Genomic DNA, 16,178 nt, shown 5'->3' on the forward strand with positions numbered 1-16,178 from the left:
GAGATGTCCTCTTGATGTGGTGAATAAACGCCGTGGTAAGCCTTATTTTTCCTGATCAAAAGGGCATTCTCTGTTTATCGCGCCGCTAACTCCTCAACTCGACCGGTGGATCGAGGCTAAGACTGCGCGCCGAAGGTTCGGCTATCAGGCGTTCAGAGCGATCCCGGCTTCAGATCGTATGTCACCCATTTTGTCGAAGTGGCGGTCGAGTCATAAAGGCGCCGGGCACGAGTGTTGTCCTCCGCCGTGATCCAGCGGACGACTGAGCTGCCCTCACCGTCGGCCAATGAGGAGAGTTCGCTGAGTAGCGCCCGCCCGACGCCGGAACCGCGAGTGTTCGGGGACGTGAACAGATCGTCGAGGAAGATTCCCACGCTGCCAGTGGAAGGCCGGGCAAATCGTCGATAGTGCGCGAGTCCCACGAGGCGATCCCCGGAACTGGCAACGAAGGCATTAACTTCATGCCCGCCGTCGTTGATCCAAGTCCACACACGTTCAACAATGCTTTCATCAGGGGAAAGTGCGTAAAACGCTCGATATTCCCCATACAGCCCCGCCCACTCGGCGAAATCTGATGCCTGGACCCCGCGAACCGAGACCGTGTCGTCTGTACTCATCGCCCCAGAGTAGCGGCCCGCATTCTGTTCCCGAGGAAGGCTAATTGCCCGGCCGCGGATCGGCGACCTAGAGATTAGTCAATTGCGTCAGCAGAGTCTCGGCTGCGCCGGTGATGCTGCCGACTGCGGAGGCGGTGAAGATACCAGCCACTCCCCAGAACCAGTAACGGTCACTCCGACCCGCTTTCATCCGGTTGAGCGCCAGCCACCAAGCCGCCACCGTCGCCAAGGTGGAGGCGATTACGGTACCGAACGCCATCCGGACGAAGTCTGCTGCGTCTGGAGCACCCCAGGAGTTGATCGCGAGAACGATACAGAACGGAACGATGATCATCCCCACGAATCCGATGAGCACCGGAGACACAGCGCGTCGTGTCTGAGTACTTGTCTGGGTTGTCATGCGGTGAGTCTCGCAGGTCTCGCCCCTGCAGACGACGCAATCGTTCCCGCGATCCGCAAAGGGTTCCTGCAATCATTCAATTAGGCGGAGGGTCGTCGCCAGAGTCTCGCGGAGATGCCGGCGCTGAGAGCGACGAAGACGGCGGCTGCCGCAGCTGTGGTGAGGAAAGTTGAACTCACGTTCCAGCTCTCGACGAGGAAGCCGCTGAGCGCGCTCCCGGCCGCAGCACCGACGTTGTGAGCGGTGTTCACCCACGTTGTTGACTCGGTCTGTCGGGTCGTCCCACCAAAATCGTTGGCTGCAAAATACGCCACGATCATGACCGGGGAAAGGAAGAGTCCAGCGGCCGAAATGACCAGTCCCAGGGAGATCGTCGACGTTGCGAGGCCAGCACCGGCAGAGGCCATGATGAACAATATCGCCAGGATCACGAGTTGGCGCTGCGAGGACACCGTGATCTGAAGAGCGCCATAGGCAAGGCCTCCAACGGCGCTGCCGGCCGCGAACAGGGCGAGGACAACCCCCACCGCTGCGGCATTACCGAGGGTAGCAATCATGGCCGGGACCGCAACGTAGATGGTGCCGACCACAAGGCCGGCTGCCAGCACCGGCAGGAGCAGTGCGATGAATCGCGGTTCTGTGAGCAGGGGCGCAGCGCTGGCTGCGTCCCTGCGTGACGCGTCGACCGGGGTCGCGGCCATCGTGGGGGAAGACATCATCAGTGTTGTCCCGACCAGGATCAGTGCGGCAGAGATGAGTAGGGCGGTACTCGGGTCGATGATGACCAAGAGCAGGCCGGACAAGGCGGGGCCGACAAGGTAGAGCAACTCCTCGAGGACTGCGTCCAGACTCAAAGCCTTTTTCAGGAGAACTGGAGTCGGGGTCAACGACGCCCAGGCGACCCGCATTGTCGGGCCCAACGGTGGAGCGAACGCGCCGAGGAGGCCGGCCACCGTCACGCATAACCAAACTGGTGCGCCCGAGCTCGTGAGCAGTGCGAGAGCGACCAAGCTCAACCCGAAAACGCTGCTGAGCAGGAGGAGGACAAGGCGGCGTCCGAATCGATCGATGAGGCGGGCTCTGGCTGGTGCGAGGAAACCGGCACCAGCCCCGTATGCGCCGACCGCTATACCGGCGGCGGAGAAGGACTGGGTCACTTGTTCAACTGCGAAGAGGAGAGGCAGACCGACGAGAGGATAAGCGAAGCGTCCGGTCAGGGCACTCGAGAAAACAAAGGGGACGTGTTTGAGTCTGAGAACATCCGCGTAGGTCGCGGACAGAGTCGTTGCGGGCATGGTTGAGCTCCGTGAGAAATGGCGCGGCTTTTGCGCGCAGTGAATGAGGACCTGCTAGCTGAAGAAGTCAGCCCGGTCTTCAATCACAGATGGGGAGCATGCCGTAACGATAGCGGACGGGTGGCCAGACCGACGTCCACCCACCGACACTGACCGACCCGGCTGGCGACCGGAGATGCCGCGCAGACCGTTCCGCGAAGGATTAGTGGTCTAAGGCTTTCAGTGGGACGCCTCAGGATCAAGAGTCCGCGTTATCGAGGTGATCGAAGCCAACTGCAATCTTCCTCAGCGCACGAATGTGGTCGTCGAACGCGTTTCTACCTGTTGCGGTGAGGCGGAGCCAGGTGAGGCGGCGGGAGTCGTCGCGCGATGCTGACGTTTTCTTGGTGATGCTGACGAAGCCGGCGTCAATGAGTGCCTTCGATTGTTTCGAGAGCGTGGCGTCGCTGACGCCGAGCGTGTCGCGGAGCACGGCGAAGTCAAGCTCGTCGACTGAGCGGAGGAGTCCGCATATCCGCAATCGCAGCGGTGCATGAATGGTCTCGTTGAAGGTGCCATCAGCGGACATGGTGAAGACGCTCTCGCATCGACGAGAAGATCAGGCTCGCGAGCCAGAAGACCAATACAAAGGCCACGACTGCTGGAATCACAATCCACCAAAATAGGCCGCTGGCAGCAAATCCCAAGGAGACGCTGAAGAGCGCGAGCGAGCCCAACACTGCCGCGGCGAATGCCGCCCATGCCTGCACCCCAAACCGCGTGAATTTGATGCCTGTCGCCCGGTATGACAGGCCCACCAACAGAATTCCGGCAACAAGTGCCGTGATCAGCACGAATCCTCCGGCTCCCTCGCCAGGGAAAGCGGGTGTCATCACATAGCTGGCCGCGATGAGTCCGAATCCAGGGGCGAGCCATTTCGGGGTCCGGACCTTCTCAACAAGACGGGCCCGGTCAGCTTGGAGTTCCTCAAAGAGCCCCGCGACAATTCGAGCGTCATCCGGCCCGCTCGGCACCAAGTTGTTTTCCATGGCGGTAAGTCTATCAAGTCATTTTCCGCAACTGCAAGTAACTAGGGCTGGACATGGCCACTACCCAGTAATACGGGTGCGTGGGCTGATCCCCCGTCGAACAGCTCCACTCGCGTAGATATATCTTCGATTAATAATCAATTTCTAGCGGGGCACGCTCTAAGAATGGCGTGGCGTCCCCTTTTATTGGAGCTCCACGTCGTCGGGCGGCATCGACGCAGGCACGATCCTGGCGGTGGTGTCCGTGCGAGGGTAGAGATGACCCTGGTCAGGATCGCAGTCGCGGAACGGCCCATTGCCTTTGTCGAAGATGACGGCGGCGTGGCGGTCCCAGTGGTTGATCCACCAGAACGAAACGGCGCCGGCGTCGCCGTCCATAACGCTGGCGTCAGCTTGCATGCTGGCCTGCCAGAGGGCCTTGAACCGGGCGACGATCTCAGGGTGTAGCCACCATTGGGTGCACCACGGCGTGGGCCTGGTGCCGACGACCTCGACGGTGGCGAGGTGACCGATCAGCAAATCAAGAAACATTTGGCGAACGTCGACCGCGTCCTCTTTAGTGTTGGTCGAGTCGTAGTCGTCGTACTCAGTCATGAGCTGCTACCTCCGCTGCAATGGTGTCGTCCGGCACCGGGATCTGTGCCGGCGCGAGGCTCGGCGTCCTGGTCGGGGTGCGGTTGATGGTGGTGGTGAGGGTCTTATCGCGGAACCAGGGGACGGTGTTGACCATGACGGGTCGGCATTTGGAGCTGAAGACGATGGCGCGCCATTCGGGGAGGGAGCCGAGGGCGGCGATGTCAAGGGTGTTGACCTTGCGGGTGTTGGTGGAGGTGGATTGGTGGCCGTCTTTGCCGGTGGAGCTGCCGTAGTTGATTTCGTCGTGTTCGCCGATGAGGGCGGCCAGCGAGCGGAGGAAGTCGTCGTCGCCGGAACCACCGCCGAACACGCGGGTGGCGACGGCGTCCCAGAGGGTCTGCCACCCGTCTTTCCCGAACGCGTCGATCGCTTGGGCGCGGGATTGGAAGTAGGAGTTGAGGATGATGCCCATCGACCCGTAGAACGAATACACCGAGGGCAGTTCGGGCCAGCGGACGATGTTCGCGCACTCGTTGAGCTCCATCACCAGCGGGACCGGGAGCCGGCCGCCGTTTCGCTGCGCGGCGGTTTCGGCGGTTTTGCAGATGGCGCGGATGAGGGCGACGAATTCGACGGACATTCTGGCCGAAACGCCGCAAAAACCTGGGAAAGAGCGCTCTCCTGGCAGAATCTCCGTCGAATTCGTTCGACGCCGGGCCGAGGTTCCGCCCGAATCGGTTAGGAGGCACTCGGCCGGGCAGCCGTTTACCGATGCTGCAACAGGTGCCTATGGTGTCAGCATGCGCGCCGAGGACCCCTCATCCCCGTCCCTGCAGACCCTACTGACCAGCCGGCTCGGCCGGTGGGCCATCCGCTCCACCCAGATCGTCGTCGTGGTCGTGCTGACCGCCGGCGCCGTCTACGCTCTGGTGCGGGTGCAACTCGTGGTGATCCCCGTTCTCGTGGCGCTCATCCTGGCATCGGCGCTGGCACCGCTGGTCGGCTGGCTGCGCACGCGCGGCCTCCCGGTCATTCTCGCGACCTGGATCACCCTGTTGGCAGGGGCACTCATCCTCGGCGGCATCGTCACGCTCATCGTCTTCGCGGTGCGCAACCAGTGGGGTGCGCTGGTGGTGGCGGCTGGCGACGGGCTCGACGAACTACAGGGGCTGCTGGTCGAGGGCCCGATCGCGCTCGACTCGGAGCAGTTCAACGCGGTGCGTGATGCGATCGTGGGCTTCGTCACCCCGACGGTTCTCGGCCAGTACGTGCGGGGAACGGCGATCATCGCCCTCTTCGACGCCGTTCTGATCGGCGTCGGGCTGGCCATCCTGCAAGTTCCGCTGGCCCTGCCGCTGGCTGTGATCGTGTTCCTCACGGCGTTCATCCCACTGATCGGGGCGACCATCGCGGGCATCCTGGCTGCCCTCGTGGCGTTGGTGGCCAATGGGCCGCTCGTGGCGCTGATCGTTGTGGCCATCGTGATCGTGGTCAACCAGATCGAGGGCGACCTGCTCAACCCGGTGGTGATGGCGGGGGCGTTGAAACTGCATCCGCTGGTGATCCTCGTCGCTTTGACCGTGGGCACCATCCTCGGCGGTATCGCCGGGGCCGTTCTGGCGGTCCCGCTCGTCGCCGTGGGCTGGGCGATGATCAAGGTTTGGGACAGGCCGGATCAGTCGATCACCCAGCGGGCGAAGTTCTCCATCCGGCACCGGCCTCAGCCGGCGAAGCCCGCCGAGGCCGCCCCATTGTCGGCTCGGGGTGGCGAGCCTACGATAGGCGGCATCTGACCGGGGAGGCACAGGTGGCGATTTCACCGCTGAAAGCAGCCATCGACCGAGCCTTCGCCGCCATCGGCAACGCGAGGAAGGCCTGAGGCGATGCCCGCTCTCATCTTCGACTGCGACGGCGTGCTGGCCGACACCGAACGCGACGGCCACCTGCCGGCCTTCAACCAGACCTTCGAGGAATTCTCGGTGCCCGTGCAGTGGAGCGACTCCGATTACGTCCAGAAGGTGACGATCGGGGGAGGAAAAGAACGGATGCGCAGCATCCTCACCCCGGAGGTGGCCGGCGTGCTCGGTCTGCCGGCGGACGACCCCGCGGCCCTCGACTCGGCCGTCGCCGGCTGGCACCGGCGCAAGAGCGCGATCTACACCGAGCGGGTGGCGAGCGGCGCGTTGACGGCCCGCCCGGGCATCCGTCGACTCGTCGCACAAGCCGCGGGCGCCGGCTGGATCCTCGCCGTGGCCTCCACCTCGGCCGAGGAATCCGTGCGCGCCGTGCTCACGCAAACAATCGGGCCCGAGCTGGCCGCGCAGTTCCGGGTCTTCGCCGGCGACATCGTGGACCGGAAGAAGCCGGCCCCGGACATCTACCTGCATGCCCTGCGGGAACTCGGGATCGACGCCGCCGACGCCGTGGTCGTCGAGGACAGTGCGAACGGCCTCCGGTCGGCGCTCGCCGCGGGCCTGCGCACCGTGATCACGATCAGCGGTTACACCGCGGACGAAGATTTCACCGGGGCGGCCCTGGTGGTGTCGTCGCTTGGGGACCCCGGCGGCCCCACCACCGTGACGCTGCGCGACCCGCTGGGTCTGGAGCCGGAATTCTTCGTCGACCTGTCCGATTTCGCCACCATCCTCAGTGCCCCCGACCGCCCGGCCCCCGATCTGGAGAGCCGATGACCCGCTCAGCCCTGTTCGACACCGAATTCGTGGCGATGCTCCGGGCCGCCACCGAGGGGATCAAGGCCCGCGGCAAGTCCGACCTGGGAGACAAGACCCTGCTCGACGCCCTCGTGCCGGCCACGGATACGCTCGAAGCCGAGGTGGCCGCCGGCCGTGACCCGGAAACCCTCCTCGCCCGGATGTCCCTGGTTGCGCGGGCGAGCGCGGACGCCACGAGCATGCTGCAGGCCCGTCGCGGCAGGGCCAGCTACACCGGAGAACGTAGCATCGGTTCGCCCGATCCCGGAGCCCGAAGCAGTTCGTGCCGGACATGCACCAGGGGATCGCCGCCGCGAACCTCGACACGCGTGGATGGGCGTGGGCATCCATGGCGAACCGGGCCGACGCCGCGCGAAGCTGACCACCGCGAATGAGATGACCGACGAGATGCGCGACGCGGTCGTCGGGGACCTGCCGGACGTGTCGGGGACCGGGTGGCCCTGATGATCAACGGCCTCGGCGGCACCCTCTCAGTGAGCTCTACATCCGGTTCGGGAGGGCGCACGAGCAGCTGGTCAGCGCCCCGGCCGAGATCGCAGCCCGCATCTTCTGGCCGTTGCTCCTGCTGCTCCAGCCGACCTCTCGGACTCTGCTAAACTCGAACGGTTGCCGTTTGACGGCCGCGGATCAAGAGAGCCCAGGCATTCGGCCCCGGGCACCGCGCAGTGAGAGAAAGGGGATCCCATCTATGGCACTCGAAGCTAATGCAAAGAAGGCGATCATCGAAAAGTACGCTACCCACCCAGGCGACACCGGGTCCCCCGAAGTTCAGATTGCAATGCTCACGCAGCGCATCCTGGACCTCACGGAGCACCTGAAAGAGCACAAGCACGACCACCACTCGCGTCGTGGTCTGCTCCTCATGGTTGGTCAGCGCCGTCGTCTGCTCGGTTACCTGTCGGATGTCGACATCACTCGGTACCGCACACTGATCGGCAGCCTCGGACTGCGCCGCTAAGGCACTTTTCGAAGACACCGCGATCTTCTTACACGCGGGCCGTCACCTTCCGGGTGGCGGTCCGTTTGTGTGTCCGGAGCGGGGAACCGGGAATATCTCCGGGCCTGGCGCGGTTTCCCCCACCGATGTCTACCTCCGCGCTAAGCCTCTCCGTGCTCGATCTGATCCCCGTCCGCACCTCGCAAAGCTCCGCTGAGGCGATCGCGGCAGCCGTGCACCTCGCCCAGAGCGCGGACCGGCTCGGCTACACCCGATACTGGGTCGCGGAGCACCACAACATGCAGGCGGTCGCGTCGACGAACCCGCCCGTGCTGATCGGTATCCTCGCGGCGCAGACCGAACGCATCCGGGTCGGCTCCGGGGGCGTCATGCTTCCCAACCACTCTCCGCTCGTGATCGCCGAGCAGTTCGGCATCCTCGAGGCGGCCTTCCCCGGGCGCATTGACCTCGGGCTGGGCCGTGCGCCCGGCAGCGACCCGATGATCACCGCACTGCTGCGCTCGAGCGGAGCAGCGAGCGAGGTCGACGCGTTTCCGCGCAACATCGCCGACATCGCGGCGCTGCTGCACCCCGACGGGGCCTCGCTCAGCCTCACCTCCGGTCAGGACTACACCCTGCACGCGACTCCCGCCGCCACCGGGATGCCCGAAATCTGGCTGCTTGGCTCCAGCGACTACTCGGCCCGGCTCGCCGCCCGGCAGGGCATGCCCTACGTGTTCGCCAACCACTTCGCCGGCGACGGCACCACAGCGGCCCTCGAGCTGTACCGACGCGGGTTCACCCCCAGCGAGACCCTCGACGCCCCCCGCACCATCCTCACCCTGAACGTGTCGGTCGCCGAGACCCGGGTCGAGGCCCTCGCCCTCGCCCTGCCGCAGATGCAGCAGATGGCGCGCCTGAGATCGGGCCTGCCGCTCGGCCCGCTCGCGACGGTCGAAGAGGCCGCCGCCGCACCGATGGCGCCGGCGCTGCTCCAGATGATCGAACGGATGGCCGCGGCCTGGATCATCGACGAGCCCGGCGCCGCGGCCGCGCGCATCCGTGCCCTCGCGGCGAAGTTCGGGGTCGACGAGGTCATGCTGCAGCCGATCGCCTCCGCTCACACGGGCGCCGACGCGGCGACCTCACCCGGGCGTGCGCGCACGCTGGAACTGCTCGCCGCCGAGCTTTTCACCGGAGAGCAACTCGCGGCCGAGGAACTCGCGGCGGTCTAGACGAGTGAACCCTCACAGCCGTGAACGGGATGGCGTCGAGGGCTGGGGGTTCGGGGGCGGTTGCCGCGGTGCAGTGACTCCGTCCAGAACGAATTCGACGGAGATTGTGGCCGTATCGGCCCCGAATACTCCGATAAAGCCGTTTTACGCCAGAATCTCCGTCGAATTGGTTCGACGCCGCACACGGTGCTCCGCCGGATGACCAGCGTCCACACGGCGCAGTCAGCTTCGACTCTCCGGGAGCCACAGGACCAACCGACGGTGACTCACTCGGCAGAACCGAGATTCGTTCAGGCGTCCGGTTCCGTCATGTCGACCACGTGCGACTTGACGTGGGCCTTCAGTGCCTCGATGCCCTTGAGGGCCTCTGCCTTGGAGTGATAGCTTTCGGAGGTCGCGATCACTTCGCCGTTGTTGGCCTTCAGCCGAAACTGGTATCCGCCGGATCGTTCCGCGTAGAGCTCATATTTCCCGGACATCACACACTCTTTTCTTCATCATCGAAAAACGTCGACGGACGCATTGCCGTTGGAAAAACCCTACCGCCCCCGTTGGCGCGCGAGACCCTCAACCCAGACCGAGCAGCCGGAGCCCGGCGGCCGCTGCCGCGCCCGCGATGACCACCGCCAGGAACGGGGCCTTGAACCAGAGCGCAATCGCCGCTACGACGAGCGCCCCGAGCCGTGCGTCGACGACGAGCTCCTGGCCGGTGGCCACGGTGTTCGCGACCGTCAGGGAAGTCAGCAGGCCGATCGTGAGGACGCCGGCGACGCGGGCGATGCGCGCGTTGGTGACCCACTTCTGCGGCACGAGATAGCCGAGCAGCTTCGTGAGGAACGCCGCCGCGCAGGCCACGAGGATCCAGAACCAGACGCTCATCGGGGAGCCTGCGCATCCGTCGAACCGGGTGCATCGGGTGGACCGGGATAGGGGTCGACGTCGGGCTCGAGACCCTCGCCCGCCGGCCCGTGCCGAAAACCGAACCAGCCGATGGCACCGGCGACGACAGCCGCCACGAGGATGGGCACGCCCGGCGAAACGAGCGGCACGGTCAGTACGGTGGCCAGCGCGCAGACCGCGGCGATCGCCCCGGCCTCCTTCGACCGCAGCCGCGGCCAGAGCAGCCCGAGGAACGCCGCGACCGCCGCGCCGTCGAGGCCCCACTGTTTCGGGTCGCCCACGGCGTCGCCCGCGAGAGCCCCGATCAGGGTGAATACGTTCCACAACACGAAGATGCCGAGACCGGCGACCCAGAACCCCCGCTTCTGCTCGACGAGCACGGTCTGCCCGGTGCTCGTGGCAAGCGATTCGTCGATGGTGACCTGGGCGGCGGCGAAGCGGCGCCAGCCACGAGGGTGCAGCAGGGCGTTCAACTGCATCCCGTAGACCGCGTTACGGATGCCGAGGAGCGCCGCCGCGCCGGCGGCTGCCGCACCGCTGCCGCCGCCGGCGATCACCCCGATGAACGCGAACTGGGAGCCCCCGGAGAACAGGAGCAGACTCAGCGCCGAGGTCTGCCAGATGTCGAGCCCCGACGACACCGACAGGGCGCCGAACGAGATGCCGTAGAGGCCGGTGGCCACCGCGATCGACAGGCCGACCCTGGCCCCGGGGGAGTGGCGGAGGGTGGTGGGCACCGCTCAATGCTAGGGGGTGCGGCCCCCGGGTCTGCGGGGTCCGGGGTCGGGGAAGCCCCGCGGGGGCCTAGCATTGACCGATACCCAACGGAACGGAAGCACCCAGTTATGAGCGTCTGGCGCACCAAGAGCATTGAGGCCTCTATGGCCGACTCCCTCGAGAAGGGGCACAGCCTCAAGCGCACGCTGGGCACCTGGGACCTCATGATCATGGGCGTCGCGGTTGCCGTCGGTGCCGGGATCTTCTCGGTCGGTGCGAAGGCGGCCGGCAGCTACGCCGGGCCATCCGTCACCCTGGCGTTCCTCCTCGCCGCGGTCACCTGCGCGCTCGCCATCATGTGTTACGCGGAGTTCGCCTCGGCGGTTCCCGTGGCCGGCTCGGCGTACACCTTCACCTATGCGACCCTCGGCGAGCTGCTCGCCTGGATCATCGGCTGGGACCTGATCCTCGAGATGCTGACCGCCGCGGCCGTGATCGCCAAGTATTGGGGCATCTACCTAAGTGAGGTCTTCGAACTCTGGAACTGGGATGTCCCGGCCACGATCGCGGTCTTCGGACTGCAGGTCAGCTGGGGCGCGTTCGTGATCGTCGCAATCTTCACCACCCTCCTGGTGCTGGGCACCAAGCTGTCGGCGCGCGTCGCCAGCATCTTCACCATTCTCAAGGTGGCGATCGTGGTGTTCGTGATCGTCGTGGGTGCCTTCTTCATCAACCCGAAGAACTACACGCCGTTCATCCCCGAGGCCGTGCCCTCCGCGGGCGGCGACGGCGACGTCTGGATGCAGTCCCTTTTCTCGTTCATGACCGGCGCCCAGCCGGCCCAGTACGGACTGTTCGGTCTGCTCGCCGGCGCCTCGTTGGTCTTCTTCGCGTTCATCGGCTTCGACGTGGTCGCCACCAGCGCCGAAGAGGTCAAGAACCCGCAGACGACCCTGCCGCGCGGCATCTTCGCCGGTCTGGCCATCGTCACGGTGCTGTACCTCGGCGTCAGCCTCGTGCTCACCGGCATGGTGCCGTACACCGTTCTCGCCGACGACCCCAATGCCTCACTCGCGACGGCGTTCGTCTCGGTCGGCGCCGGCTGGGCTGCCCAGGTCATCTCGGTCGGCATTCTGGTGGGGCTCACCACCGTGATCATGGTGCTGCTCCTCGGCCTCTCCCGCGTGCTCTTCGCCATGAGCCGCGACGGCCTGCTGCCGCGCGGCCTGAGTGTCACCTCGTCCAAGCGCGGCACCCCCGCCCGGGTGCAGATCATCTCCGGCGCCGCGGTCGCCCTGATCGCCGGGTTCACCGATGTGGGCGTGCTCGAGGAAATGATCAACATCGGCACGCTGTCGGCCTTCGTGCTGGTCAGCATCGCCGTGGTCGTGCTGCGCAAGAAGCGCCCCGACCTGCCCCGGGCCTTCAAGGTGCCCTTCTCGCCCTTCCTGCCGATCCTGTCGGCCGCGCTCTGCTTCTGGCTGATGCTCAACCTCACGACGCTCACCTGGGTGCGCTTCGCGGTCTGGCTCGCGATCGGCATCGCGGTGTATTTCCTCTACGGCCGCCGTCACTCCGTCGTCGGTATCGAGGCCAAGCGCGTCTTCGACGAAACCCTCCGCGACGAGGTCATCGCCGAGGAGAAGGCAGCGCTGGGCAAGTAGCGCGCTTTCGCGGTCGGGGGCCGTCACTGGGGTGACCCCCAGCATCCATCGGGAAGGATGGAGCCATGCTGCACCGCCATCCCGTCCTGTCCCTGGTCACGCTCGCCTATCTGGCGTTCGTGGGCTGGGTGACGCTCGGGCCGCAGCCGCTCGACAGTGGGAACAACGAGCTGCTGCTCCGGGCGCTCCGATTCTTCAATCGGCACGACTCCACCGACTGGATCACCTACGGGCGGGTCGAATTCGCGGCCAACATCGCCATGTTCATCCCGATCGGCGTGTTTCTGCTGCTCCTGCTCGGACGCCGGTTCTGGTGGCTGGCGATCGTCGTGGCCGTCCTACTCACCGGCTCGATCGAGTTCACGCAGCAGTTCCTGCCGACCCGGGTCCCGGATGTGCGCGATCTGGTCGCGAACGGGAGCGGCGCCGTGCTCGGTGTCATCGTCGGCCTCGTCCTTACAGCGTTTAAACTGGTGCGCCGTGAGGAGCCCCGGTCGAGGCGGGTTGCGCCGACCTACAGCCGGTAGAGGCGCGCCTCCCAGGGGCGCAGCACCGGATTCGAGGACGGTGCGGCGGCATCCGTTGTCGCCGGATAGTTGGCCAGAATCAGATCGGCGCCGGAGACGTCCATTGGAAGCAGGTCGGTGAATGGGGCATCGGATGCGTTCGCGACGACGAGCAGCGTCTCCTCACCCCGGCTGCGAGTGAAGGTGTAGAGCGCGTCGTGGTCGGGTTCGAGCAGGGTGAAATCGCCGAGGGCGACCACCTCGCTCTCATGCCGCAGCGCAATCAGGCGCTGGTAGAAGCGGAACACACTCCGCTCGCTCGCAAGGTCGGCGGCCACGTTCACCGTGACGCTGTTCGGGTTCACGGCCAGCCACGGCGTGCCGGTGCTGAAACCGGCCTGCGGCGAGGCATCCCACTGCATGGGCGTGCGCGCGTTGTCGCGGCCCATGGTCTGCACTCCGGCGAGCACGGTGCCGGGGTCCAGGTCGAACTCTTCCACGGCCTCGCGGAAGTGATTGAGGGATTCGAGGTCACGGTAGTCGTCGATGGAGTCGAACCGCACGTTGGTCATGCCGATCTCCTCGCCCTGGTAGATGTAGGGCGTTCCGCGGTGCAGGTGCAACACCAGGGCCCACAGAGTTGCCGACTCGTAGCGCAAGGAGGTGTCGTTGCCGAAGCGCGACACCAATCGGGGCTGGTCGTGGTTGTTCAGGTAGAGGCTGTTCCAGCCGGTCTCGGCCAGACCCTCCTGCCAGCGTGACAGGCTCTTCTTCAGCGCCGTCAGGCTGCGAGGCAGCACCTCGAACTTGTGCTCGCCCTGGTCGAGGCCCACATGCTCGAACTGGAAGATCATGTCAACCTCGCGCCGGGCCGGGTCGGTGAACAGCAGGGCGTCGTCGGTGCTCACGCCCGGCATCTCGCCGACGGTGAGGTGCCGCCCTCCGCGGCCGTCGAAGACCTCGCGGTGCATCTCCTGCAGAAACTCATGGATCTGCGCCCCCATCGGCGAGCCGCCGCCGGTGGCCGGGGCCGGTCCGTCGATCAGCTCGACCTGCTTGGCGATGAAGTTGATCACGTCCATCCGGAAGCCGTCGACGCCGCGGTCCAGCCACCAGTTCATCATCGCGTAGACGGCCTGGCGCACCTCGGGGTTCTCCCAGTTGAGGTCGGGCTGCTGCTTGGCGAACAGGTGCAGGTAGTACTCATCGGTGGCGGGATCGAGCGTCCAGGCCGGGCCGCTGAAGGCGCTGCCCCAGCCGTTCGGCGGGCCGCCGTCGGCCTGGGGCTTGCGCCACCAGTACCAGTCGCGTTTAGGGTTCGTCAGCGACGAGCGTGATTCCCGGAACCAGGCGTGCTCGTCGCTGGTGTGGTTCACCACCAGGTCCATCACGATCTTGATGCCGCGCTCGTGGGCCTCGACCAGCAGCAGGTCGAACTCCGCCAGGCTGCCGAAGACCGGTTCGATGTCCTGGTAGTCGCTGATGTCGTAGCCGTTGTCATGTTGCGGCGACGGGTAGACCGGAGAGAGCCAGACCGCGTCAACGCCGAGCTCGGCGAGGTAGTCGAGCTTCGAACGGATGCCGCCGAGGTCGCCGATCCCGTCACCGTCCGAGTCCGCGAAGCTGCGCGGATACACCTGGTAGACGACGGCGCTGGTCCACCAGGAGGCGCCGGTCGCGGGGGTGGTCGCGCGGGCGGTCATCCCGGACGTTGGTGCGGGTGTCGTCATTTGATCGATCCTCTCATCACGCCGGAGATAACCCAGCGCTGGGCAAAAATGTACACAATCAGCAGCGGGGCCATGGCCATCAGGTATGAGGCGAACGCGGCCGAGTAGTTGGTGTTGAACTGGCCCTGGAACACGAATTGGGAGAGTTGCAGGGTGCGTGCCGCCGGGTCGGAGAGCACGACGAGAGGCAGGATGAAGTCATTCCACGCCCAGACACAGGTGAGGATGCCGACGGTCGCGTTCATCGGGGTCAACAAGGGGAAGATGATCTGCCAGTAAACCCGCCAGGTGGTCGCCCCGTCGGTGTAGGCCGCCTCCTCCAGCTCGATCGGGATCGATTTGATGAACGCGACGTAAATGAAGACGTTGAGCGAGAGCCCGAACACCGCGTAGAGCAAGATCAACCCGACCTGGTTGTCCAGACCGAACAGGGCCGTCTCTTTCACGACTGGGAGCATGATGATCGGGAACGGGATGAAAATGGCGGACAGCAGGTAGAAGTAGACGCCCGTGAAGAACGGCGTGTGCAGGTTGCGGGCGATCGCGTACGCCACGAGCGAGTTTGTCAGCAGGGTGAGGATGACGGCGCCGACGGTGATCAGGGCCGTGTTCATCAGCGCCTGCGGGAATTTGGTCAGCGTCCAGGCGTCGGCGAAGTTCTCCCAGTGGACGCTGGTGGGGAGCGCGAACCCGGTGCCGCCGAGCTGGTCGGGGGTCTTCAGCGCGGTGATCACGGCGAAGTAGAGCGGCACCAGCACGGTGATCGCGCAGACCGCGATCAGCATGGTGGCCCACCAGTTGATCCGGGTGCGGTTGTCTTTAATGCGCCGGACACCGCGCGAGTCACGGGCCGCCCGGGGGGATGCGGGTTCGACCGTGGCGGGGGAGTCGATGGTGATAGCCATTAGAAGTCGGCCTCCGTGCGCTGAAGAACTCGGAACTGCAGGAACGAGACGAGCATGATCACGATGACGAACAGCACCGCGTTGGCGGACTGGTAGGCGAACTCGCCGCCTTGGAAACCGCCCCGGAAGATGAGCAGGGTGATCGATTCGGTCGAGGTGCCCGGCCCGCCGGCGGTGAGGGCGACGATGTGGTCGAAGGTCTGCAGGAACCCCTTCAGGCTCAGCACCATGTTGATGGTGAAAAAGGCGCTGATCATGGGGAACGTGATCGACCGGAATTGCCGTCCCGGCGTGGCCCCGTCGATGGCGGATGCCTCGTAGAGCTCTTGAGGGATCGTCTGCAAACCGGCCAGGTAGAGGATGATCGCGAACGCGCAGGCCTGCCAGACCGCGAGGGCGACGATGGCCGTCCACGCCCAGTCCGGGTTGGTGAGGATGTTGTCACGGAACACCGGGACGTTCGACAGGATCCGGGGGAGCGAATTGGCGAAGAAATACTGGAAGACGTACCCGACGACAAGGATCGCCAGCACGTAGGGGATGAAGAAGATGCCGCGAAAGGTGGACTGGAACGCGATCTTCGCGTTGAGTCCGACCGCGATGGCCAGCGAGATCACGTTGGTGAGGATGGTGGCGACGATGGCGAAGCCGAAGGTGAAGCCATAGGCCGTCAGTACCCGGTCGTCCTGGAACAGGGCGATGAAGTTGCCGAATCCGACGAAGTCCCATGAGCCGAAGCCTGCGTAGTTGGTGAAGGAGAAGAAGATGCCGATGAGTACCGGGACGGTGTGCAGCAGCGCGAAGACGGCGACCGCGGGGACGACCATCCAGTAGAAGGCGCGCGGGGTGGCGCCGACGCGTCGCCGCGCCGCGCTCGGCCGCGACGCTCGGGGCGTCTGCTCCGGCCGGGGCCGGGTCAGGACGGAAGTAAGCATC

At 65.4% G+C, this 16,178-nt stretch carries 20 protein-coding genes; 7 read left to right on the top strand and 13 right to left on the bottom strand.

Annotated features, from left to right (window positions below; all coding sequences use genetic code 11):
- Positions 1 to 152: 152 nt before the first annotated feature.
- The 7 genes from CXY79_RS10555 to CXY79_RS10585 all read right to left on the bottom strand — a co-directional run bounded on the left by CXY79_RS10555 (position 153) and on the right by CXY79_RS10585 (position 4,556).
- Positions 153 to 617, bottom strand: coding sequence for a GNAT family N-acetyltransferase (locus tag CXY79_RS10555; protein WP_104101090.1), 465 nt, complete (start codon positions 615 to 617; stop codon positions 153 to 155).
- A gap of 67 nt (positions 618 to 684) precedes the next feature.
- Positions 685 to 951, bottom strand: a complete 267-nt coding sequence (locus tag CXY79_RS10560) for a hypothetical protein (protein ID WP_146068128.1) — start codon at positions 949 to 951, stop codon at positions 685 to 687.
- Positions 952 to 1,097: 146 nt separating this feature from the next.
- The gene (locus tag CXY79_RS10565) at positions 1,098 to 2,312 is read right to left on the bottom strand and encodes an MFS transporter (RefSeq protein ID WP_104101092.1); all 1,215 of its coding nucleotides are present in this window, start codon (positions 2,310 to 2,312) and stop codon (positions 1,098 to 1,100) included.
- Positions 2,313 to 2,550: 238 nt separating this feature from the next.
- Positions 2,551 to 2,880 carry a transcriptional regulator gene (locus CXY79_RS10570; protein WP_104101093.1) on the bottom strand — a complete coding sequence of 110 codons (330 nt, stop codon included), beginning with the start codon at positions 2,878 to 2,880 and terminating at the stop codon, positions 2,551 to 2,553.
- On the bottom strand, positions 2,870 to 3,340 hold the full coding sequence (locus CXY79_RS10575; protein ID WP_104101094.1) for a hypothetical protein: 471 nt from the start codon (positions 3,338 to 3,340) through the stop codon (positions 2,870 to 2,872). Before CXY79_RS10575 ends, CXY79_RS10570 begins: the two co-directional genes overlap by 11 nt.
- Before the next feature lie 183 nt (positions 3,341 to 3,523).
- Positions 3,524 to 3,934 (bottom strand): DUF4913 domain-containing protein, encoded by a 411-nt coding sequence (locus tag CXY79_RS10580; RefSeq protein WP_104101095.1) that lies wholly within the window; start codon positions 3,932 to 3,934, stop codon positions 3,524 to 3,526.
- Entirely contained in the window at positions 3,927 to 4,556 is a 630-nt protein-coding gene (locus CXY79_RS10585; protein ID WP_104101096.1) for a type IV secretory system conjugative DNA transfer family protein, read from the bottom strand. Before CXY79_RS10585 ends, CXY79_RS10580 begins: the two co-directional genes overlap by 8 nt.
- 160 nt (positions 4,557 to 4,716) lie before the next feature.
- On the opposite strand from CXY79_RS10585, the gene CXY79_RS10590 reads away from it, so the two are divergent.
- From CXY79_RS10590 to CXY79_RS10610, 5 genes are all read left to right on the top strand, one after another.
- A complete protein-coding gene (locus CXY79_RS10590) occupies positions 4,717 to 5,709 on the top strand; it encodes an AI-2E family transporter (RefSeq protein ID WP_104101097.1) in 993 nt (330 codons plus the stop codon).
- Positions 5,710 to 5,799: 90 nt separating this feature from the next.
- Entirely contained in the window at positions 5,800 to 6,606 is an 807-nt protein-coding gene (locus tag CXY79_RS10595; protein ID WP_104101098.1) for an HAD-IA family hydrolase, read from the top strand.
- On the top strand, positions 6,603 to 7,022 hold the full coding sequence (locus tag CXY79_RS10600; protein WP_104101099.1) for a dihydroxyacetone kinase subunit L: 420 nt from the start codon (positions 6,603 to 6,605) through the stop codon (positions 7,020 to 7,022). The genes CXY79_RS10595 and CXY79_RS10600 overlap by 4 nt, the downstream gene beginning before the upstream one ends.
- A gap of 314 nt (positions 7,023 to 7,336) precedes the next feature.
- Positions 7,337 to 7,606, top strand: coding sequence for a 30S ribosomal protein S15 (gene rpsO / locus CXY79_RS10605; protein ID WP_104101100.1), 270 nt, complete (start codon positions 7,337 to 7,339; stop codon positions 7,604 to 7,606).
- Between the two features lie 125 nt (positions 7,607 to 7,731).
- Positions 7,732 to 8,820: an LLM class flavin-dependent oxidoreductase gene (locus CXY79_RS10610; protein WP_104101101.1), complete on the top strand. Its 1,089-nt coding sequence runs from the start codon at positions 7,732 to 7,734 to the stop codon at positions 8,818 to 8,820.
- Positions 8,821 to 9,110: 290 nt separating this feature from the next.
- Here the strand turns inward: CXY79_RS10610 and CXY79_RS10615 are convergent, their stop codons facing one another.
- From CXY79_RS10615 to CXY79_RS10625, 3 genes are all read right to left on the bottom strand, one after another.
- Entirely contained in the window at positions 9,111 to 9,299 is a 189-nt protein-coding gene (locus CXY79_RS10615; protein WP_104101102.1) for a DUF1508 domain-containing protein, read from the bottom strand.
- Positions 9,300 to 9,387: 88 nt separating this feature from the next.
- A complete protein-coding gene (locus tag CXY79_RS10620; protein ID WP_104101103.1) occupies positions 9,388 to 9,699 on the bottom strand; it encodes an AzlD domain-containing protein in 312 nt (103 codons plus the stop codon).
- Complete coding sequence (locus tag CXY79_RS10625; protein ID WP_104101104.1) at positions 9,696 to 10,457, bottom strand: AzlC family ABC transporter permease; 762 nt, start codon at positions 10,455 to 10,457, stop codon at positions 9,696 to 9,698. Before CXY79_RS10625 ends, CXY79_RS10620 begins: the two co-directional genes overlap by 4 nt.
- A gap of 108 nt (positions 10,458 to 10,565) precedes the next feature.
- On the opposite strand from CXY79_RS10625, the gene CXY79_RS10630 reads away from it, so the two are divergent.
- Positions 10,566 to 12,101 (top strand): amino acid permease, encoded by a 1,536-nt coding sequence (locus tag CXY79_RS10630; protein WP_104101105.1) that lies wholly within the window; start codon positions 10,566 to 10,568, stop codon positions 12,099 to 12,101.
- 65 nt (positions 12,102 to 12,166) lie between these two features.
- Complete coding sequence (locus tag CXY79_RS10635; RefSeq protein ID WP_104101106.1) at positions 12,167 to 12,628, top strand: VanZ family protein; 462 nt, start codon at positions 12,167 to 12,169, stop codon at positions 12,626 to 12,628.
- On the opposite strand, the gene CXY79_RS10640 is transcribed toward CXY79_RS10635, so the two are convergent.
- The 3 genes from CXY79_RS10640 to CXY79_RS10650 are packed head-to-tail and all read right to left on the bottom strand — an operon-like array spanning position 12,616 to position 16,177.
- Positions 12,616 to 14,337, bottom strand: a complete 1,722-nt coding sequence (locus CXY79_RS10640; protein ID WP_369827973.1) for an alpha-glucosidase — start codon at positions 14,335 to 14,337, stop codon at positions 12,616 to 12,618. The two genes, CXY79_RS10635 and CXY79_RS10640, sit on opposite strands and share 13 nt — an antisense overlap.
- Positions 14,334 to 15,242, bottom strand: coding sequence for a carbohydrate ABC transporter permease (locus CXY79_RS10645; RefSeq protein ID WP_104101108.1), 909 nt, complete (start codon positions 15,240 to 15,242; stop codon positions 14,334 to 14,336). The genes CXY79_RS10640 and CXY79_RS10645 overlap by 4 nt, the downstream gene beginning before the upstream one ends.
- Positions 15,242 to 16,177, bottom strand: coding sequence for a carbohydrate ABC transporter permease (locus CXY79_RS10650; RefSeq protein WP_104101109.1), 936 nt, complete (start codon positions 16,175 to 16,177; stop codon positions 15,242 to 15,244). Before CXY79_RS10650 ends, CXY79_RS10645 begins: the two co-directional genes overlap by 1 nt.
- Between the last annotated feature and the right edge of the window lies 1 nt (position 16,178).

Origin of the sequence: Cryobacterium sp. M96 (genome assembly GCF_002929845.1) — a bacterium.
GTDB lineage: Bacteria > Actinomycetota > Actinomycetes > Actinomycetales > Microbacteriaceae > Cryobacterium > Cryobacterium sandaracinum.

What these genes read in the sequence shown, in the direction of transcription:
- CXY79_RS10555 (WP_104101090.1), bottom strand. Translation starts at nt 617, where the DNA reads ATGAGTACAGACGACACGGTCTCGGTTCGCGGGGTCCAGGCATCAGAT.
- CXY79_RS10560 (WP_146068128.1), bottom strand. Translation starts at nt 951, where the DNA reads ATGATCATCGTTCCGTTCTGTATCGTTCTCGCGATCAACTCCTGGGGT.
- CXY79_RS10565 (WP_104101092.1), bottom strand. Translation starts at nt 2,312, where the DNA reads ATGCCCGCAACGACTCTGTCCGCGACCTACGCGGATGTTCTCAGACTC.
- CXY79_RS10570 (WP_104101093.1), bottom strand. Translation starts at nt 2,880, where the DNA reads ATGTCCGCTGATGGCACCTTCAACGAGACCATTCATGCACCGCTGCGA.
- CXY79_RS10575 (WP_104101094.1), bottom strand. Translation starts at nt 3,340, where the DNA reads ATGGAAAACAACTTGGTGCCGAGCGGGCCGGATGACGCTCGAATTGTC.
- CXY79_RS10580 (WP_104101095.1), bottom strand. Translation starts at nt 3,934, where the DNA reads ATGACTGAGTACGACGACTACGACTCGACCAACACTAAAGAGGACGCG.
- CXY79_RS10585 (WP_104101096.1), bottom strand. Translation starts at nt 4,556, where the DNA reads ATGTCCGTCGAATTCGTCGCCCTCATCCGCGCCATCTGCAAAACCGCC.
- CXY79_RS10590 (WP_104101097.1), top strand. Translation starts at nt 4,717, where the DNA reads ATGCGCGCCGAGGACCCCTCATCCCCGTCCCTGCAGACCCTACTGACC.
- CXY79_RS10595 (WP_104101098.1), top strand. Translation starts at nt 5,800, where the DNA reads ATGCCCGCTCTCATCTTCGACTGCGACGGCGTGCTGGCCGACACCGAA.
- CXY79_RS10600 (WP_104101099.1), top strand. Translation starts at nt 6,603, where the DNA reads ATGACCCGCTCAGCCCTGTTCGACACCGAATTCGTGGCGATGCTCCGG.
- rpsO (WP_104101100.1), top strand. Translation starts at nt 7,337, where the DNA reads ATGGCACTCGAAGCTAATGCAAAGAAGGCGATCATCGAAAAGTACGCT.
- CXY79_RS10610 (WP_104101101.1), top strand. Translation starts at nt 7,732, where the DNA reads ATGTCTACCTCCGCGCTAAGCCTCTCCGTGCTCGATCTGATCCCCGTC.
- CXY79_RS10615 (WP_104101102.1), bottom strand. Translation starts at nt 9,299, where the DNA reads ATGTCCGGGAAATATGAGCTCTACGCGGAACGATCCGGCGGATACCAG.
- CXY79_RS10620 (WP_104101103.1), bottom strand. Translation starts at nt 9,699, where the DNA reads ATGAGCGTCTGGTTCTGGATCCTCGTGGCCTGCGCGGCGGCGTTCCTC.
- CXY79_RS10630 (WP_104101105.1), top strand. Translation starts at nt 10,566, where the DNA reads ATGAGCGTCTGGCGCACCAAGAGCATTGAGGCCTCTATGGCCGACTCC.
- CXY79_RS10635 (WP_104101106.1), top strand. Translation starts at nt 12,167, where the DNA reads ATGCTGCACCGCCATCCCGTCCTGTCCCTGGTCACGCTCGCCTATCTG.
- CXY79_RS10640 (WP_369827973.1), bottom strand. Translation starts at nt 14,337, where the DNA reads ATGACGACACCCGCACCAACGTCCGGGATGACCGCCCGCGCGACCACC.
- CXY79_RS10645 (WP_104101108.1), bottom strand. Translation starts at nt 15,242, where the DNA reads ATGGCTATCACCATCGACTCCCCCGCCACGGTCGAACCCGCATCCCCC.
- CXY79_RS10650 (WP_104101109.1), bottom strand. Translation starts at nt 16,177, where the DNA reads ATGCTTACTTCCGTCCTGACCCGGCCCCGGCCGGAGCAGACGCCCCGA.